Origin of the sequence: Microcystis sp. LE19-8.1F, from assembly GCF_027531715.1 — a bacterium.
Lineage (GTDB): Bacteria > Cyanobacteriota > Cyanobacteriia > Cyanobacteriales > Microcystaceae > Microcystis > Microcystis wesenbergii_A.
The window spans coordinates 1-17302 of sequence record NZ_JAPZSO010000121.1; the positions used below are offsets into that span (position 1 = coordinate 1).

Annotated in this window: 19 protein-coding genes, 1 tRNA gene and 1 pseudogene; 12 read left to right on the top strand and 9 right to left on the bottom strand. The window is 44.4% G+C overall.

The features are described from left to right. Positions 1 to 163 precede the first annotated feature (163 nt). A complete protein-coding gene (locus O9334_RS11995) occupies positions 164 to 2221 on the bottom strand; it encodes a protein phosphatase 2C domain-containing protein (protein WP_288000368.1) in 2058 nt (685 codons plus the stop codon). A 312-nt stretch (positions 2222 to 2533) separates the two neighbouring features. Between O9334_RS11995 and O9334_RS12000 the strand changes: the two genes are divergently transcribed. Next, the gene (locus tag O9334_RS12000; RefSeq protein WP_045360604.1) at positions 2534 to 3088 is read left to right on the top strand and encodes a DUF4126 domain-containing protein; all 555 of its coding nucleotides are present in this window, start codon (positions 2534 to 2536) and stop codon (positions 3086 to 3088) included. A gap of 12 nt (positions 3089 to 3100) precedes the next feature. Here O9334_RS12000 and O9334_RS12005 read toward each other — a convergent pair whose 3' ends face one another. Next, positions 3101 to 4612, bottom strand: a complete 1512-nt coding sequence (locus tag O9334_RS12005) for a hypothetical protein (protein ID WP_045360606.1) — start codon at positions 4610 to 4612, stop codon at positions 3101 to 3103. A gap of 128 nt (positions 4613 to 4740) precedes the next feature. Here O9334_RS12005 and O9334_RS12010 point away from each other — a divergent pair. Next, positions 4741 to 4813, top strand: a tRNA-Glu gene (locus O9334_RS12010). A gap of 20 nt (positions 4814 to 4833) precedes the next feature. Here O9334_RS12010 and O9334_RS12015 read toward each other — a convergent pair. Continuing rightward, positions 4834 to 6183 (bottom strand): sensor histidine kinase, encoded by a 1350-nt coding sequence (locus tag O9334_RS12015; RefSeq protein ID WP_045360607.1) that lies wholly within the window; start codon positions 6181 to 6183, stop codon positions 4834 to 4836. Positions 6184 to 6238: 55 nt separating this feature from the next. Beyond that, positions 6239 to 6415, bottom strand: a complete 177-nt coding sequence (locus tag O9334_RS12020) for a hypothetical protein (protein WP_190381526.1) — start codon at positions 6413 to 6415, stop codon at positions 6239 to 6241. An 88-nt stretch (positions 6416 to 6503) separates the two neighbouring features. Between O9334_RS12020 and O9334_RS12025 the strand changes: the two genes are divergently transcribed. The 4 genes from O9334_RS12025 (at position 6504) to O9334_RS12040 (ending at position 9446) form a co-directional block, all read left to right on the top strand. Further along, complete coding sequence (locus O9334_RS12025) at positions 6504 to 6977, top strand: EVE domain-containing protein (RefSeq protein WP_045360609.1); 474 nt, start codon at positions 6504 to 6506, stop codon at positions 6975 to 6977. Positions 6978 to 6980: 3 nt separating this feature from the next. After that, the gene (locus O9334_RS12030; RefSeq protein WP_045360611.1) at positions 6981 to 7835 is read left to right on the top strand and encodes a prohibitin family protein; all 855 of its coding nucleotides are present in this window, start codon (positions 6981 to 6983) and stop codon (positions 7833 to 7835) included. Positions 7836 to 8101: 266 nt separating this feature from the next. After that, positions 8102 to 8287 carry a hypothetical protein gene (locus O9334_RS12035; protein ID WP_045360613.1) on the top strand — a complete coding sequence of 62 codons (186 nt, stop codon included), beginning with the start codon at positions 8102 to 8104 and terminating at the stop codon, positions 8285 to 8287. Positions 8288 to 8789: 502 nt separating this feature from the next. Further along, positions 8790 to 9446: a discoidin domain-containing protein gene (locus O9334_RS12040; protein WP_288000369.1), complete on the top strand. Its 657-nt coding sequence runs from the start codon at positions 8790 to 8792 to the stop codon at positions 9444 to 9446. Positions 9447 to 9534: 88 nt separating this feature from the next. Here O9334_RS12040 and O9334_RS12045 read toward each other — a convergent pair whose 3' ends face one another. The 3 genes from O9334_RS12045 to O9334_RS12055 all read right to left on the bottom strand — a co-directional run bounded on the left by O9334_RS12045 (position 9535) and on the right by O9334_RS12055 (position 11130). Continuing rightward, positions 9535 to 10218: a response regulator transcription factor gene (locus O9334_RS12045; RefSeq protein WP_190381087.1), complete on the bottom strand. Its 684-nt coding sequence runs from the start codon at positions 10216 to 10218 to the stop codon at positions 9535 to 9537. 98 nt (positions 10219 to 10316) lie between these two features. Beyond that, on the bottom strand, positions 10317 to 10772 hold the full coding sequence (locus tag O9334_RS12050; RefSeq protein ID WP_288000370.1) for a (2Fe-2S) ferredoxin domain-containing protein: 456 nt from the start codon (positions 10770 to 10772) through the stop codon (positions 10317 to 10319). A 55-nt stretch (positions 10773 to 10827) separates the two neighbouring features. Further along, positions 10828 to 11130, bottom strand: coding sequence for a hypothetical protein (locus O9334_RS12055; protein ID WP_190381085.1), 303 nt, complete (start codon positions 11128 to 11130; stop codon positions 10828 to 10830). Between the two features lie 115 nt (positions 11131 to 11245). On the opposite strand from O9334_RS12055, the gene O9334_RS12060 reads away from it, so the two are divergent. The 4 genes from O9334_RS12060 to O9334_RS12075 all read left to right on the top strand — a co-directional run bounded on the left by O9334_RS12060 (position 11246) and on the right by O9334_RS12075 (position 14389). Beyond that, complete coding sequence (locus tag O9334_RS12060) at positions 11246 to 11647, top strand: Npun_F0494 family protein (protein WP_045360650.1); 402 nt, start codon at positions 11246 to 11248, stop codon at positions 11645 to 11647. A gap of 109 nt (positions 11648 to 11756) precedes the next feature. Further along, positions 11757 to 13232 (top strand): cobyric acid synthase CobQ, encoded by a 1476-nt coding sequence (gene cobQ / locus O9334_RS12065; protein WP_045360623.1) that lies wholly within the window; start codon positions 11757 to 11759, stop codon positions 13230 to 13232. Positions 13233 to 13241: 9 nt separating this feature from the next. Then, positions 13242 to 13481 carry a 2Fe-2S iron-sulfur cluster-binding protein gene (locus O9334_RS12070; RefSeq protein ID WP_002732958.1) on the top strand — a complete coding sequence of 80 codons (240 nt, stop codon included), beginning with the start codon at positions 13242 to 13244 and terminating at the stop codon, positions 13479 to 13481. Between the two features lie 290 nt (positions 13482 to 13771). Beyond that, the gene (locus O9334_RS12075) at positions 13772 to 14389 is read left to right on the top strand and encodes a class I SAM-dependent methyltransferase (protein ID WP_147070816.1); all 618 of its coding nucleotides are present in this window, start codon (positions 13772 to 13774) and stop codon (positions 14387 to 14389) included. A 100-nt stretch (positions 14390 to 14489) separates the two neighbouring features. Here the strand turns inward: O9334_RS12075 and O9334_RS12080 are convergent, their stop codons facing one another. Continuing rightward, complete coding sequence (locus tag O9334_RS12080; RefSeq protein ID WP_150975688.1) at positions 14490 to 15194, bottom strand: cytochrome b/b6 domain-containing protein; 705 nt, start codon at positions 15192 to 15194, stop codon at positions 14490 to 14492. A gap of 44 nt (positions 15195 to 15238) precedes the next feature. Between O9334_RS12080 and O9334_RS12085 the strand changes: the two genes are divergently transcribed. Together O9334_RS12085 and O9334_RS12090 are read left to right on the top strand one after the other, a co-directional pair. Then, a complete protein-coding gene (locus tag O9334_RS12085) occupies positions 15239 to 15979 on the top strand; it encodes a TIGR00297 family protein (RefSeq protein WP_045360628.1) in 741 nt (246 codons plus the stop codon). Between the two features lie 24 nt (positions 15980 to 16003). Then, positions 16004 to 17059 carry an amino acid ABC transporter substrate-binding protein gene (locus O9334_RS12090; RefSeq protein ID WP_045360629.1) on the top strand — a complete coding sequence of 352 codons (1056 nt, stop codon included), beginning with the start codon at positions 16004 to 16006 and terminating at the stop codon, positions 17057 to 17059. A 2-nt stretch (positions 17060 to 17061) separates the two neighbouring features. Here the strand turns inward: O9334_RS12090 and O9334_RS12095 are convergent. Continuing rightward, positions 17062 to 17302: pseudogene (locus O9334_RS12095) on the bottom strand (lipid kinase); the annotation flags it as partial.

Sequence of the window (17302 nt, forward strand, 5' to 3'; positions counted from 1 at the left end):
TAACTTTAAACTCTAAGACAAACATTTTACGCAGGGGGGACTTAGACAAAATCAGTATAGCACAATAAAAGTTAAGTTAACAAGATATAGTTTAAAAAGCCGTCCTAAAAGGACGGGGCTTTAACCCAAAATTTCGGTAAGTGGGGAAGTGGGGAAGTGGGAATTAGGGATTGGGGGGACTCGGACCGGTGACAGGTGCGGGAGGTGTCGTCCCGGTCGTGGGACTAGAATCGGTGACAGGTGCGGGAGGTGTCGTCACCGGACTCGGACCGGTGACAGGTGCGGGAGGTGTCGTCCCGGTCGTGGGACTGGTGACGGGTGCGGGAGAAATCGATGGATTGGAAGCGGGATAAGGACTCAGGAATTGCCAAGCGATCGCGGCAAGCAAACCGAGAACACCGACAGCGATCGCTCCCATCGGGGGAGAAACGTTAGTGGGTGCGGGGGGAGAGGTAGGACTAGGAACAGAAGAAGATGCAGGGGGGGGAGTGGGTATTGAAGTCACCACTTCTTCTTCGGAGTAGGTTTCCTCGCTGTGATCGAAATCTTGGTCATTAAGATCGGGAATAATCCGTTCTTTGGCCTCAGCATAAACTAAAGGCGTGACAGGTTCAGCCGCAGGAACTACCCGACAATAAACTAGGGCGATGGTGGAGTTATCGTGACCGTTTTTCTGGTTAGCTAGTTGTAATAAACTTTCCCCCACGGCTGTCACGGTTTTCTCCCCTTGCAAAAGAGGCACAATTTCACTGTCCCAGTATTGTTCTACCCGATCGTAATCACTTAAACCATCGGAACAGAGGAGAAAAACACAATCTTGATCAATAATCAACCTCTGAACGGTGGGATGGAGATTATTGGCACTACTCATGCCCAAAGCTTGCACCAAGGCCCCGGCGTTGGGATACTGTATGGCATCACGATAGAGGAGATAGCCTAATTTCACTTCCCTGGAAGCGAGATCATCATCCACCGTCACTTGATGACAACTGTGGGCAGTAATCCAATAGAGGCGGGAATCCCCCACATGGGCTGCGTACATTTCCTGATCGTGGGCAAAAGCCATGACGAGAGTAGTACCCATGCGCTGACGATCTTGTCTTAACTCCTGATCATTGCGTTGACTGATCAGATCATTGGTGACACGAATCGCCTGTTCGAGGGCCAGACTGTGACTATCGGGATAGACTTCAATATCACTCGTGGGACTGGGATTAATTTCCCTAGGCAGGGTTTCGATCGCCAATTGAGCAGCGATTTCGCCTCCTTCCTGACCGCCGATGCCATCACAGACAATCGCCAGGGGCTTGCCCTGAGCTTTGTCGAAGGGATTTTGACCATGAGCGAGGGTTATGGCCTGATTAGCCGGGGGATAACAGGCATCCTCGTTGTGTTCCCGCAGCGGACCGGTATCGGTACAGGTGAAAATCTCATAGCTGCGTTCTTGACCTGCACCGTAGTGCTGTAGTGCATAATCGAGGATAGCGATCAGGGATTCCGGGCGATCGAGATCACCCGATTCTAGCTCTTGGGTCAGGGATGCGAGAAAATCTTGAATATTAGCGGCTGCCGTCGGGATCAGACCGGCCCACAGGACCCCTAAATCTTTTAACTTGGGAGCGGCAGCCTCGTCTTTGCTTAATTCCAGCAATTGCAGCAGCTGATTATTCACTCTCGTCAGAGAAGGGTTGAGCAGACTAGAGACCACGGCTTTTTTCTGGAGGGGATGCCAGAGTTTGGCCATTTGCCATAACCAGTGAATTTGCCTTAAATCGGAAGCTTGCGACCAAACCTCGGCCAGAGTGGGCAATAGTTGCGGATAAATTAATTCTCCCGTTTCATCGAGGGGAATAGTGCCGTATTCCAATAGCCAGATGTCCATATTTAAGCATTCATCGGGACTGGGAATATAGCCGTAGATTTGGGGAATGTGGAGATGGAAGGGTAACAATTTTAGGTAGAGGGAAATCCAGCTAGGAGGTTCTTCCGGTGCTTGGGGTGCTTGAGCGGGTTTAGTATCAAGAACAATTTGGGGTTGTTTGACCAAATAACGATTATCAATTAGCTCACCAACACGATAATAGGTTCTCACCCAATCACCCATCATCCATAAATAACGCTTAACTAAAGGAGTACCGCATTTTTCACAGAATCTATTAGTGAGAGGGTTCTGAGCTAGACAAGTTAGGTTTTGACATTGGAGGGTTGTCAGGGAGTCCATGAAAACTGCTTACTCCTAAAGCGCGGTTACTATTAAGTTAATAAAATAGCGTGTTTTTAGCCAGGATGACTGCCAGCATATTGCAGTGTTTCCCAAATTTTAACCTTTGTCGCTCGCTCGGAAAATATAGAATGGAGAAGAATACGCCAAATATTTCAATTTTAAATTGCTTGTGGAGATGAGGCGCTCTTGCAAGGGGCAACCCCCCACCCCCCACCCCCCGATGTCGTGGGGGTTGGGGGGGTTGGGGGGGGGAGATTGAACTAATCTAAGGATAGGCGGTGAAAATGCGTCTTAGTTTAACTGAAATCTATGTTAATTGGAATTTTAGCGGTACTTTCGGCGGCGGCGGCGGCGGGTCTACGCACCGCTTTACCGTTGTTGGTTATTGGTTTGCTACGAACTAATCTCTGGCAGGATGTCCCGTTATTATCGCGTCTTCATCCTCAAGTTTTACTGGCGATTTTGGTTAGTTGGTCGTTATTCGAGTTGTTTGGTTCCAAGAGTCTTTTGGGGCAGCGGGTTCTACAGATTATCTCTTTATTTATCAGTCCGCTCGTCGGCGCATTAATGAGTTTAACCATGGTGAAAATGTTGCAGTTAAATCTGCAACCCCTTTGGTTAATTGCGGGAGTGGGGGGATTACTCGCTTTTGTGATCAAGTTAGTACAAGTGGGCTGGTTTTTTCGTTTGCACGGTTTACCGATTTGGGTGACTTTGGCCGAGGAGTTTTTATGTATTATTTTAGTGTTTTTTGCCCTCAGCGCCCCAGAAAATGGCGGTTTAATCGCTTTATTGCTACTCTGGCTGGTGATTCGTAGTTCCAGCTTGTGGCGCGATTGGTATAGCCAAAAACAGCAGCTGTGACTCCTGACCCGATTAACGTTTGCGTTTGAGCAATTTAGAAATGCGAATGCGTCGATTGTACCGCAACCAACGCCAAATTTTAATGACTAATTCCTCCACCCATAAAATAATCGCATCTAATCCCTCTAAAATCCGTTCTAAGGGGTGTTTAACGTAGCCGACGGGGGTTGATTCGGTTTCTAACCATTCTTCGTTAATTGGTTGAATTATCTCCCTAGTGTAGCGGGGATCTAATTGAGTTGCGGGGGGGGATTCTCCAGGGGTAATTTCAGCAGCGGCCGGGGGGATTTTTTGTAAAGATTTATTTTGTTTTTCTTGACTAAAAGCTTTTTTTGTGCTATGAGGCTCGGCTGGTGTGCCTGGGGACTGGGGAAGGGGATAAGCGGGGTTAAGGCGCGGTTTTTCGGAGTCTTGGGGAGAAATAGCCAAGATATCGGCGGATTCTAGCCATGGTTGCTCGCTGACGGCGGAAAATGTCAGGGATTGGCGAGAGGAAAAGAAGTGATCGATCGCCGCTTGGATGAGTTTGCCGATCGTGAAGGGATCCGCTTGGGTTTGTTTTTCTAGCCAATCCTGGAGACGTTGCTTGAAGGTGATCAGCAGAGAATTAGGAAGACTTAGGGGATATTTTGCCGATAAAGCGGGTGAATCAGCACTATATTCTAAATTATTCTTCTCTTTTGCCCAGAAATGCTCGATCGCCGCATAAATTAACCAATAAAGTCGCCAGAGATAGGAGGAATTTTTCTCGACAGTCGGGGACTGGTTAACGAGATCGGAAGGGGGGTTAGAGGTGTGGCTAAAACTGCTGGGGATTGCGGGGGAGATAGCGAGAAATTTAGCCTCGAAAATTGCTAATTTTTCGTCAATAACTTCTAAAATCGCTTGAGAATTTAAATTAGGCAGTGGTAAGGAGGGTGGTGTCGGGGTTTTGACGAGATGGGATTCCTGGAAGAGATTTATGGCGATCGCTATTTGTCCCTGTTGTTCCCAGCGTAGTAGGTTCCAAAACCAACGGATCGGAGGCAAGACAGGATTTTTGTCGGTAAAATTCGGTAATAAAGGCGGATATTGAGGATTTAATCGCTTAATTTTCCGTTTTTCGAGGGCGTAGTTAGCCAGTGCCGTCCTAATTTGTTTTTCTATTTGTCTTTGGGTTTGATTATCGGTGATTTTAACAGTCTGGTGATCGTTAGTGACGAAAACTAAAGCTTGATCCTCTAGATCGGCTGCTATGCCAATAAATGGCGTTTCTTGGTCGGATAAGCTGTGGAGAAATTCTTTGATCGCATCCGTCCCATCTTTTCCGGGGGGTGATAATTGTTTCTGGAGACTGTTCCCCAATTGATTAGCCGTCATCCGCAGGGATTGTACCAGCAAATAGACGGGATAGAGGGCTATTTGCAGGGCAATAGCGATCGCATTTTGTCCGCGACGAGAGACGCGGCCGAGGTTATCTTTCAGACGGATCAAGCGACGGTTGATCAGGTTGAACAGTCGGCTTTTATAGGAATCGGCAGCCATGGATTTTGGGCGATAACATCTTCAATTACACTATCCTATTGTGCAAGGGCGGGATAAAAAAAATTTTTTGCCAAAACCCTTGACTCCCGGAAAGATTATTGTTATATTTAAAAAGGTCTGAAATCCACGCCCCCATCGTCTAGTGGCCTAGGACACCTCCCTTTCACGGAGGCGACAGGGATTCGAATTCCCTTGGGGGTATGAAAAAAAGGTCAGAAGTGTCAAGCTTCTGACTTTTCGGTTTTTTTCTCCCGTTGATGGCTTTTCGGTAAGCTGACGGTGAAGATTGTTCCTCGATCGATCTGACTTTCGACGCTAATTTGTCCATGATGACTGAGGGTAATCGCTAAAGCGATCGCTAATCCTAATCCTGTTCCCCCGGAAGTGGCGGAATTTTGTCGCGCGGGATCGAGACGATAAAAGCGATCGAAAATATGGGACAAAGCAGCCTCGGGAATCCCGATTCCGTTATCTTTGACGCGTACCAGTAACACCGATTGTCGATCGCGTTTACTTTTCTCCAATTCCACTGCCACATTTTTAGGCTCAGATTCTGGCAAAAAAGCGTGTTTTAGGGCATTAGAGATTAAATTTGTGAATAAACGGGCTAATTGATCCCAATCTCCCTCCATAGTAAACATTTCATCGCTGTAGGAAAAATCCTCTTGATTCGGTTCCACAATCGACAAAGAGAGGGAAATTCCCTGCTTATCGGCGATTAAACGCTGTTCTTCCACCACTTCCATCAATAAAGCATCCAAAGGTACAGCTTGCTCGATCGGTTGGACGATGCCACTATCAGAACGGGCTAAAAAGAGCAGATCATTGACTAAATTGCCCAATCTTTCCGTTAAACGATCGATCACTTGCAAGCGTTGATGACGAGTTTGGGGATAAGCGATCGCCATTTGCACGTTAGTTTGGATAGTGGCGATCGGATTGCGTAATTCATGGGAAGCATCGGCGGTAAATTGTTTTAAACTCTGATAGGACTCTTTTACCGGTTGAATGGCTAAACCGGACAAAAACCAACCAATCCAGGCGACACTGGCAATCATCAGGCAAATTCCGGCGATTAAATCCCATAATAGCTGTCTAATCGGTTTTGTCACCTCAAACCAAGGATGACTTACCCGCAGATATCCCAAAACATAATGACCGATTTCCACCCTTTCGGTTACTTGTCGCAGCAGACGATTATCGGATAAGCGAATAGTTTCCCCTTGACGGTGGGGATGGAGGGGAATATCTAAGGATTCAGCCAAAGTTGACCAAAGTAGATTACCTTGGGGATCAAACCATTCCAAATCTATATGATCGTCCTCCACAGATTTACCCTGACTGGGAAAACTTGCGAGGGGATCGACGCGATAACGTCCTTGATCTGGGGGAATCGATTCGATCACGAGGGAACGATTTACCACCTCAATGATGTGTTTGAGGGTATCATCAATGCGATCCACTAGGGTATGGCGCACATAAAAATACATTCCCGTAGCGAGAAAAAGCAGTAGTATGGCAGTGACGGCAGTGTACCATAAGGCTAAACGGCGGCGAGTGGCTTGGAACACCGATAATCTATGGATTGGCTAGAGATTTTTAGAGCAATGTATCTTATTTTACAGCTTATTTGATCGATTTAATAATCGAGAATAAATTATTTTTAGCCATAGGGAAAAACTGACGGTTGCCAAGAATAGCTAGACTTGAACGCTCATAGTCCTTAAAAATTGCCGCTAACAAAAGTATTTTTAGATACATTCTCCCCAATAATTGTTTGAGTAGAACTACAAAAGCAGCCAAAGTGAATTATATTTAACATTATGGTAACAAGGCTGACAGGAACGGCTAAAAATATTTTTGAGCTTATTTGAATTAATCACAACTATAAATGATGAATTTAAATTATTGGTTAATGAAATCGGAACCCGATGTCTATAGTATCGAGGATTTAAAAAAAGATGGTCAAACTATTTGGGAGGGGGTGCGAAATTATCAGGCCCGCAATTTTCTCCGTCAGATGAAACGGGGAGATTTGGCTTTTTTTTATCATTCTAATACGACCCCGCCGGGGATTGTCGGCTTAATGCGAGTAGTGCAAACCGATAGGATCGATCCCACACAATTCGATCCCGATAGTCCCTACTATGATTCTAAATCCTCCCCGGATTGCCCGCGCTGGTGGACGGTTAAAGTTGAGTTCGATCGCCTTTTTCCCCAACTGCTGCCCCTAGGAATTTTAAAACAAAATTTTACCGCCGATGAATTATTATTAGTAAGGACAGGAAATCGTCTGTCAGTGATGCCTGTCAATCAAGTGATCGCAACAAAAATTCTCGCTTTAGTCGCTCGTCAAGGAGTATAAACTGTGAACCAGAAAGATGCTATTAATTTACTTTCCCTGATTGGGGGATTATTGGCCACTATTGTCATTTTAGCGGCCTTTAATGCCTATGTGATTATCACCCCCGGACAAGCGGGAGTTTTAAGTGTTTTAGGAAAGGCTAAGGACGGGGTTTTATTGGAGGGATTGCACTTTAAACCTCCCTTTGTTTCTAGTGTCGATATCTACGATGTTACGGTGCAAAAATTTGAAGTTCCCGCCCAAAGTTCCACTAAAGATTTACAGGATTTATCCGCTAGTTTTGCGATTAATTTTCGTCTCGATCCGACCCAGGTAGTGGCAATTAGAAGAACCCAAGGCACCCTCCAAAATATTGTCGCTAAAATTATCGCCCCTCAAACCCAAGAATCCTTTAAAATTGCCGCCGCTAAAAGAACCGTAGAGGAGGCAATTACTCGACGCAGTGAGTTAAAAGAAGACTTTGATAATGCCCTATCGACTCGGTTAGAAAAGTATGGTATTCTAGTTTTAGATACCAGTGTAGTAGATTTGAATTTTTCTCCAGAATTCGCTCGGGCCGTCGAAGATAAACAAATCGCGGAACAACGGGCCCAAAGAGCCGTTTATATCACCCAAGAAGCGGAACAACAGGCCCAAGCAGAAGTTAATCGCGCTAAAGGGAAAGCTGAGGCACAAAGACTATTAGCAGAAACTTTAAAAGAACAGGGGGGAGGATTAGTTTTACAGAAAGAAGCGATCGAAGCTTGGCGCGAAGGTGGGGCGCAAATGCCCCGGGTTTTAGTCATGGATGGAGCGGGAAAAAATAGCGTACCATTTTTATTTAATTATAGTGATTCTTTTCCAGAAAATACCCCCTAAATTCGGTTCTATTTAGCCTAATTATTTTCTCAAGATACAGCCTTTCCCATCAAGAGGAAGTGTAACCTAAATTTGGTATCGACGACCGGCGATCGGCTCCCCAAAAGCAAAACTTTGTACCTCACCATTAAGATAACTGTTATAAGTTTTGTTGAGAAATGTGTAGAGTTGGAGCCGACCCTTGACTGGAACCCAAGCTCTTGTGATAACTTGTAGAGGAGTTATCGACAAGACACCATCAGCTAGACGACCCTTCCAGTTTCTCTATGTTTCATCCTCACCAATCGGAAACCCGTGAAGATATCCGCGAGTATGTAGCTCAACTACAGCTTCACATGGCTTTACAAGCTCGTAATCTTGTGCCTAGTCTGACTAATACTAGAGATAGTCGCGAGAAACTGCTGCAGGATACCCAAGCAACCATCGAAAAAATCGTTTCCCGTCATTTCTAGTTGACCGATTTTACGGCGTTGTCAGATCAGAATAGGAAAGATGCCATGCAATCCTTGCTGCCCTTCGACGTAGCTCAGGGCAAGTCAAAGTAATTTCAGTTCCCATTTGACAACGCCCATTGTAGGGCTAATTCATGAATTAGCCCTACACCTATGACCTAGCTATATTCCACTGCATATGTAGCCTATACTCAACGGATTTAGTATTATACGTCTCTACCAATCACAGCAGCTGCAATGTAGGGGCGCAAAGTGGTCAGTGAGTTTATCGAACTGCTTGCGCCCATAATGTGACATTGTGAACATTTTTCAGCCAAGAGCCAAGAGAGGCTCTTTTTTTTCTGATATTGAGGGAATAAACCTGACTTCTTAACCATAAAAACGCAAAAAAACTGTATCATAAATAGCAGAAATAAAAAAAAAAAAAAATAAGATTGGTAAAGATGTAAAACATCTATTTAACTTTACTTAACTTAACTTTACAAAAGAGGCAAGTTTGCCAATGAAAGTCGCCATCGCACCGATTGTTTTATCCACTGCCAGTTTAGGGTTAATGTTGGGTGTGGCAGAAAACGCCCAAGCCGCCCTGATTCCTAACATCACTGCCTCAACAAATATGGGTAGTGCTTTCTCTACTAACATAGCCAATACCGTCAATGGTGCCGGGTTGCCCAGTAATACACCAAGTCTGACAGGATCTCATGCTGCGGCAACTGTGACTAATGCTTGGTTTGGAACTGCGCTCACTGGTAATATCACTTTCAATCTCAATGGCAGCTATAGTCTGGCTGGTTTTAGCTTCTGGAACTTTAACGCACAGAGGACTATCGGAATTAAGGGCGTGACTGTTCAATCCTCCACCAATGGGACAACTTTCACGACTATAGCGGGTGCTCCTACTCAGTTTGCTATCGCCGCAACTAATAATGCTGCTGTAAATCCAGAGACGTTCAGCTTTTCTTCTCCGGTTACAGCCTCTTTTGTCCGGTTTGTTGTTGCTAGTAACTGGGGTTCTACTAATGGTACTGGCTTCTCTGAGGTTCAATTTAATAGAACTCCTGATCAACCTCCTGGTCCTCAATCTGTTCCTGAATCCTCTTCCTTGCTTGCTTTGTTAGCCTTTGGTTTAGCGGGTGTTGGTTTAAGAAAAAGAATGTAATCTTTAGATGGTAGGTTGGTTAATTACCCTTAGCCCTCTTCTCCCCACTCCCCACTCTTCTTGAACAGGATTTAGTCTAGGATACCTGCTAGGAATAGAGAAAAATGATATTACTTTCGATCGCCCACTGGGTCAATTCCGTGCGATTATGAAGACCGGTTTTATGGAGCATATTCGACACATGACTTTCGATTGTCCGTTGACTAACATTGAGTTTTGCGGCGATTTCCCGATTAGCCATGCCCTGTGCGACCAATTGTACTACTTTTAACTCCGTTGGGGTTAATTCCACATTACCCGGAACCTGAAGAGGAGTGACATCCGGGGAATGGATGCGGGTGCTGCGTTTCAGCAACCGGCCCGCTTGTGTGAGGGAAGACTCCACCAGGGCCACTAATTCTTCCGGTTCAAAGGGTTTGACCATATAAAAATCGGCCCCGGCGGTTAAACCTGTCACCTTGTCCTGACTTTGATCCTTAGGGGAGAGAAAAATCACGGGAAGGCCACTAAAACGACTGTCCTGACGAATTTTTTCGAGGAAGGCATAACCGTCCATTTCCGGCATGATCAGATCACAGATAATCATATCGGGCATTTCCCTTGCCTTGGCAGTATTTGCCCCGCGTTCGAGGATTTCTAGGGCCTCCCGACCGTTTTCTGCGGTTGTCACCCTATAACCACGAAACTCTAGATAATCTTTTACCAAAAGTATTAAATTCGGGTCATCGTCGATTAATAAAAGTTGTTTATTGTCTTTGTTGGTCTCTTTCATGGGTATTTTCCGGGCTGCAGGGTTGGGGGAATGGAGACGGACAAAGGATCGACAGGCAAGAGGCAACAGGTAGTTAGATATGTGTAGTTAATTGTGTTTCAGTTAGTTTTAACGATGTTTTCCTCTATTGTTTCGGGTTCTCCTCCTGGACAGTTCCGAGAAATTGCCGGTAAATCGTGGCGAAGAAAAGCATATTCTGTGACGATTTGATTACCGATTAGGTGTTCTTGGATAATTCTTTCGATCGCTTCCTTATTGACCCTTCGATACCAGACTCCTTCCGGGTACACTAATAAAATCGGGCCTTGGCTACAAACCCGCAAACAGTTGGCTTTAGTGCGAAAAATACAGCCCGGACGGTCCGCCCTAGGGCGATCGAGTTCTAATTCACTTAACCGCTTCTTTAAATAATCCCACACTTCTAACCCTTCTTCCTTGTCACAACATTTTGGCTTAGTCTGATCGCAGCAGAGAAATAGATGACGCTGGATTTGGGCCAATCCCAACTTAGCCACATTTTCCCCCAAGATATCTCTAGTGTCCGCTTCTTCCATAAATTTTTTTTATCAACTAAACTCTTGACATTGAACAGAAAATGTGCATAGCCGACTAAACTCTCGGTTTGAGGATGTAACGATAGATAAGATAAACGATAGCGGCAAGGATTAAAGCACTTAAAACTGCGCTAACTAGCCGTAAAATCGCCGTTAAAATCGAAAGAGCCACAAAAACCCCCGCCACTGCCACGACTACCTGTGCCGGTGTGGACAGGCTGCCGTACCAAGTTTTCACTTTTTCGAGAGTGGCAGCGAAACTAACCCGGGTATCAACGGGGGAAAAATCGTCGGTTTCGATTTCCACTTCCACTTCCTCTGGGGTATATTTAGTATCGAACGGTTCGGGAGACTGCATAAACACTCAAGCTACTTAACACTTCATCCCTATTTTATCGATGATTGGGGTTAACAGGGGTTGAGACAGAATTAATGTAACAATGAGTTTATCAATAGCTAAACGACTGGAATCTATGAGCCTATCGACTCCCACCGTTACCGCCATCAATTATCCTGATGCTACCATCACTAGGGCCGAACGCGCCCTCTGTTGTTCTCCTTTCCGTCTCACCTTATTTGCGGCTATGCTGGAGCAAAGTGTATCACTTTTAAGCATTCCGGGTGCTGGGGGTTTAGAGAAAGGTTATACTTCCAGACTGCTGACGGAAGCAGCAGCGGAAAGCTATCTTCTCTGGTTGATTAAGGTGGGAATTTTGCGGCGAGAAGTAGATGGACAGGGGATAACCGATAGTTTTCGTCTCACTCCTTTGGGGAGAAAATTAATAGAAAAATGGCAACCCCAAGGGGACTTTTTCCCTCAACCCACTTTCTGGCAAAGATTTTTAAATACTCTGCAACGTTGGTTTTCTTTTTAATGCTGTTGGGAGTCAGTTATCAGTTATCAGTTATCAGTTATCAGTTATCAGTTATCAGTTATCAGTTATCAGTTATCAGTTAACTGAAAATACTCAATAAAAAAACTAGATGAAAGCAATTATGGTAGTGGGGACAACCTCCCACGCGGGTAAATCTTTTTTAACTGCGGCTTTATGTCGTTTATTCAACCGGAAAGGTTGGCAGGTAACACCCTTTAAAGGTCAGAATATGGCCCTTAATGCCTATGTTACCGCCAGAGGGGGAGAAATGGGTCACGCCCAAGCGGTGCAAGCATGGGCCGCGGGGACAATTCCCCGGGTAGAAATGAACCCAATTTTATTAAAACCCCAGGGAAATATGACCTCTCAGGTGATTATTAAAGGCCAGGCTGTTGGTGTCACCACAGCAGCGGATTATTATCAGAATTATTTTGAGCAAGGTTGGCAAGCAATTAAAGAATCTTTAGCTAAATTATCGGCAGAATTTGATCTAGTTGTCTGTGAAGGTGCGGGAAGTCCGGCGGAAATAAATCTCAAACATCGGGATTTAACTAATATGCGGGTGGCTAAATATCTCGATGCCGCTACTATTTTAGTGGTGGATATTGATCGCGGGGGGGCTTTTGCTCACGTCGTCGGTACGTTAGAATTATTAGAGCCGGAAGAAAGAGCTTTAATTAAAGGTATTGTGATCAATAAATTTCGCGGACAAAAATCCCTCTTAGATTCGGGGATTACTTGGCTAGAAGATTATACCAAAATTCCCGTGTTGGGAGTTCTTCCCTATAGTGATATCTTTTTAAGTGCCGAGGATTCTCTTAGTTTACTCGATCGCCCCGCCCAAAAACCCAAAGCTGAACTAAATATCAGTGTCATTCGTCTGCCTCATATCGCTAATTTTACTGATTTTGACCCTCTCTGTGGTGAAGCAACGGTTAATGTCCGTTATCTAGAATTACAGGAATCTTTAGGTGATCCCGATGGGGTAATTATCCCCGGCTCTAAAACCACTGTTGCTGATTTAATTGCTCTTAATCAAAGTGGTATGGCTAATCAATTACAAGCCTATCACCAAAGGGGAGGTATTATCTTTGGCATCTGTGGTGGGTTGCAAATGTTAGGGCGATTAATTCTGGATCCTGACCATCGAGAAGGTCCCGATAGTGAGGCAGCTGGCTTAAATTTACTGCCGTTAAAAACGGTAATTACTGCCGAAAAAATTACCCGTCAACGACAGGTTTTATCTAATTATCCCCAAGCTGGTTTACCAGTAACAGGATACGAAATTCACCAAGGAATAAGCCAATGGGAAAGTGAATCAGGTTATCAAAAAATGTTCGAGGAAGATGCTAGTCTAGGAATTGTCAGTGATTCTCTCTCAATTTGGGGCTGTTATTTACATGGTATCTTTGATAATGGTTCTTGGCGAAGAACTTGGCTAAATCATCTACGTCAGCGTCGCAGTTTATTATCTTTGCCGACGAGAATTGCTAACTATAGTGAACAAAGAGAAATAACCCTAGATAATATGGCTAATTTAGTGGAAGAACATTTAAATATTAAACCTATTTTTGCTCATTTGTAAGGAGAAATTATGACTATTTCAGTGCGTTTTTTACCCGATGATATCATCATAGAAGCGGAAACTGGAGAACTATTATTAGACGTGGCGAAAAAAGCAGGAATTGACATTCCTACCGGCTGTTTAATGGGTTCCTGTCACGCCTGTGAAGTAGAATTAGATGATGGTACTCAAATTTGTAGTTGTATTACCGGTATCCCTGGCGATCGAGATTCTTTAACCGTTCATTTATACTCCGATCCGCTTTGGTAGTTGTTCAGGTTTTCTGATAACAGAAGTCAGCTATTAATGTTAAGTTTACGAATTCTAACTAGGAGAATAATGGCTCGGAGACTTCTCGTCTAAGGGAAGGTTTTTGATTTTTGCAAGATGTCCATTGATGATAGTATATGCAATATATTGATAAAATAATATAATACATCGTATCAATGGGATGTGACAATAAATTTCACTAAACCCTTGACAAAAGTTACTTTCTGTATTACCTTTCGACAGTAGTGGTGCTGCCACGCAAAATACTTACATATTAACTATTTTAGAATATGTCAGATTATTATCATTATCAAAATTCTTGCTGTGGGACTGCCCACGCTTATTTGCTACCTTCTCTAAGTCAGATTTTTGCCGATCTTGCTCCTCCTGAAAAGCGTATTTTTGATCTCGGTTGTGGCAACGGTTCGATCGCTAATTGGTTATCAGAAAAAGGATTTCAAGTCAGTGGCTGCGATCCTTCCGAATCGGGGATAGCAGAGGCAAAAAAAGCCTATCCTGAACTTGATCTATACGTTGGCTCCGCCTATGATGATCTGGCTAGTAAATTTGGTACTTTTCCGCTGCTAATTAGTTTGGAAGTGGTAGAACACGTCTATGCCCCGCGCGATTACGCTAAGACCGTTTATAATCTGCTGCAACCGGGAGGATATGCGCTGATATCCACTCCCTATCATGGTTATCTCAAAAATTTAGCCCTAGCGGCTACGGGTAAGATGGACGAGCATTTTACCGCTCTTTGGGATCACGGACATATTAAATTTTGGTCGGTCAAAACTATCACACAACTGTTAACAGAAGCTAATTTATCGTTAGAGAAAGTCTATCGTATTGGTCGTATTGCTCCCTTAGCGAAGACGATGATTATTCTCGCTCGTCGGGGTCAATAAATCATACTAAATCCTGTTCAAAAGGTATAGGAGAGGTGGGATCAGGGAATTTGAGCATTTGTACTAAAATTCCCAATACGCAGTTTAAATACAGTACAGCTTAGTCAAACTTGGGAACAATCCAAGCCGCTATAATAGCCAATAAGACAACAATTTCTAGGACTTTATATAAGTTAAGAGATTGTAGCCACTGCAAAGTATTAGCTAGACGCAAATTTAACCGCCATTGACGTAATTGAGATAACCATAATTTCGGATTATCTTGTTCACGAAAACGCCATTTAAGAATAGATAATAATAGGGGAATCCCTCCCACTTTAGCAGTCATGAGTAGGTGCAGGATCAGAACTACCGCCATAATTAACCAACTGAGCAAATGAGCATAATACCAAAAGTGATTTAATTCCCCTTCCGGTAGCCATTCGGAATCCATCATCCGCCCACTATACAAAGCAAAAGTTAGGGCAAAAAGAGTCAAAGTATTAACTAAACGATGGAGACTATACCACCAAATCGGCTTACCAAATTGGGTTAATTTGTTAAGAGAATCACTTTGAATTAATCTTTTGTTGCCCCGACGAAAAGCATAGATAGCAAAAACGGGAAAGATAATCAGAGTATAGAGGCCAAAAGTGCCATGAATACTTTCAATTTCTCGATATTCTGGTAAAGGCAGTTTTAACCAACGACCGTCAAAAGTATCATAGGTCCAATAGGCCGTAACCATGGCGGCAATGAGGGCAATTCCCGTGAATCCGTGCAGAATTCGCAGTAAAAGAGGTTGATAAGGTTGATTAGTTTTCATGAACTCGATCGATACAATGGGGGATGTAAACTTGCCCAGATACTATGTTAACTAATCCTTGGCTCGTCGCTATTCTTCTCAATACCGTCCTCCTCGGAATCGCTGCAATTGCCCCAAAAAAGCTCTTAACTCGGATGGGTTATCTCCATGCTTGGGTTTTAGGGGTAATTGTCTGGGGAAGCTTGGGATGGCGCGGTTATCTGATTGTTTTATTCTATTTCCTCGTCGGTTCTACCGTCACCCGCATCGGTTTAGCGCGCAAGGAAGCGGAGGGAATTGCCGAAAAAAGATCGGGGGTGCGCGGTCCAGAAAATGTCTGGGGTTCCGCTTTAGCGGGGGCAATTTGCGCTATCCTAAGTCTTTTTGCCGCTTCTCCCTGGGATTACCTGTTAATACTCGCTTATGTGGCTAGTTTTAGCACTAAATTAGCCGATACTACTGCCAGTGAGGTGGGCAAAGCTTACGGTAAAACTACTTATCTAATCACTAATTTTAAATCCGTCCCCCGGGGAACGGAAGGGGCTGTTAGTTTAGAGGGAACGCTCGCCGGTTTGCTGGCAGCCACGGCTATTTCCCTGTTAGCATGGGGTATCGGTGCGATCGATCTTCTTGGTGTGTTATGGTGCGTAATTGCGGCCTTTATCGCTACCAATATCGAAAGTCTCATCGGTGCTACTCTACAAACTCGCTTTCTGTGGTTAACTAATGAATTGGTCAATGTGATCAATACGGTTATCGGTGCGATCGTGGCTATACTGTTAAGCTTGCTCTGGTCTTTCAGCTAAAATTAAGTGACTAAAGAAATATCTATGCTAAAGTGGCGTTTTTGTGCATTTTCCCTGCTTTTACTGCTAATTACTGCCTGTGGGACGGAAAATCAACCCAATTCTGGTTCTACCACCGCAGGTAGTCCCGATGCTGGCCGCTTGCCAACGGTGAAAAATCGCGGTAAGTTAATTTGTGGCATTAACGGAGAAGTGCCGGGGTTCAGCTTTGTTAATGAAAAAGGCGAATATTCCGGCTTAGATGTGCAAATTTGCCGAGCTATTGCGGCGGCTCTCTTTAATGATCCCTCCAAAGTCGAATATCGTAAACTTAGCCCCCAAGAGAGATTTACTGCCGTACAGACGGGAGAAGTGGATATTCTCAGTCGCAACACCACCTGGACGATTAACCGGGATACCGCTCTGGGGATGGAGTTTATCACCCCGGTTTTCTATGATGGTCAGGGAATTATGGCCACGAAAGCCAGCAATGTTAAGAAATTAGAAGATTTAAGCGGAAAGTCCATTTGTGTGCTATCGGGAACCACCACAGAACAAAATCTGGCCGATGCCATGGCAAAAGCGGCAGTGCAAGGCTATAAACCGATCGTTTCCGATGATGTGGAGGCTTTATATACAGCTTATCAGGCGGGGCGCTGTCAGGCTGTCACCTCCGATCGCTCCCAATTGGTGGCCCGGCGCTCGGTTTTTCCCCGACCGCAGGATCATCAATTATTAGAAGTGGTAATATCTAAGGAACCCTTGGCCCCGGCCGTGGCCGATGGTGATCCCCCTTGGTCGAATGCCGTCCGCTCGATCGTTTTTAGTTTAATTCAAGGGGAAGAATTTGGGATTAACTCGAAAAATATTGCCACTTTTGCCGATAGCAAAGACCCCAGTATTCGGCGCTTTTTGGGTATCGATGAGAAGTTAGGTGAAGATATGGGTTTACCCAATGATTTTGCCCAAAGAGTCTTAAAACAGGTGGGTAATTACGGTGAAATTTATGATCGTGAAATCGGTAAACCCCTACAACTCGATCGAGGTTTAAATAATCTTTGGACAAAGGGGGGTTTATTATATTCTCCTCCTTTTCGTTAGTTTTAAGATTGTGTTTCCTGACGGGGAATATAGACCCCTATGGCCGCTGGAATAACTCGAAACATGGCGGGAGTAGTGCTAGTAATTTCGCCATCGGTGTTAATACTATGGGGTTTACGAGTCTGAATTTGAATTTCTTTCCCCTTAAGAGTTCTCACCCAAGATAATAAACCCTGTTGTCCTCGCGGTAATGTCCATAAAAGCGGGAAAATTTGCCACCAGTGTTCAATTTCTAGGCTATAT

Excerpts from the sequence above, each read along its gene's own strand:
- O9334_RS11995 (WP_288000368.1), bottom strand. The coding sequence starts at position 2,221 with ATGGACTCCCTGACAACCCTCCAATGTCAAAACCTAACTTGTCTAGCT.
- O9334_RS12000 (WP_045360604.1), top strand. The coding sequence starts at position 2,534 with ATGTTAATTGGAATTTTAGCGGTACTTTCGGCGGCGGCGGCGGCGGGT.
- O9334_RS12005 (WP_045360606.1), bottom strand. The coding sequence starts at position 4,612 with ATGGCTGCCGATTCCTATAAAAGCCGACTGTTCAACCTGATCAACCGT.
- O9334_RS12025 (WP_045360609.1), top strand. The coding sequence starts at position 6,504 with ATGATGAATTTAAATTATTGGTTAATGAAATCGGAACCCGATGTCTAT.
- O9334_RS12035 (WP_045360613.1), top strand. The coding sequence starts at position 8,102 with ATGTTTCATCCTCACCAATCGGAAACCCGTGAAGATATCCGCGAGTAT.
- O9334_RS12040 (WP_288000369.1), top strand. The coding sequence starts at position 8,790 with ATGAAAGTCGCCATCGCACCGATTGTTTTATCCACTGCCAGTTTAGGG.
- O9334_RS12045 (WP_190381087.1), bottom strand. The coding sequence starts at position 10,218 with ATGAAAGAGACCAACAAAGACAATAAACAACTTTTATTAATCGACGAT.
- O9334_RS12050 (WP_288000370.1), bottom strand. The coding sequence starts at position 10,772 with ATGGAAGAAGCGGACACTAGAGATATCTTGGGGGAAAATGTGGCTAAG.
- O9334_RS12055 (WP_190381085.1), bottom strand. The coding sequence starts at position 11,130 with ATGCAGTCTCCCGAACCGTTCGATACTAAATATACCCCAGAGGAAGTG.
- O9334_RS12060 (WP_045360650.1), top strand. The coding sequence starts at position 11,246 with ATGAGCCTATCGACTCCCACCGTTACCGCCATCAATTATCCTGATGCT.
- cobQ (WP_045360623.1), top strand. The coding sequence starts at position 11,757 with ATGAAAGCAATTATGGTAGTGGGGACAACCTCCCACGCGGGTAAATCT.
- O9334_RS12070 (WP_002732958.1), top strand. The coding sequence starts at position 13,242 with ATGACTATTTCAGTGCGTTTTTTACCCGATGATATCATCATAGAAGCG.
- O9334_RS12075 (WP_147070816.1), top strand. The coding sequence starts at position 13,772 with ATGTCAGATTATTATCATTATCAAAATTCTTGCTGTGGGACTGCCCAC.
- O9334_RS12080 (WP_150975688.1), bottom strand. The coding sequence starts at position 15,194 with ATGAAAACTAATCAACCTTATCAACCTCTTTTACTGCGAATTCTGCAC.
- O9334_RS12085 (WP_045360628.1), top strand. The coding sequence starts at position 15,239 with ATGTTAACTAATCCTTGGCTCGTCGCTATTCTTCTCAATACCGTCCTC.
- O9334_RS12090 (WP_045360629.1), top strand. The coding sequence starts at position 16,004 with ATGCTAAAGTGGCGTTTTTGTGCATTTTCCCTGCTTTTACTGCTAATT.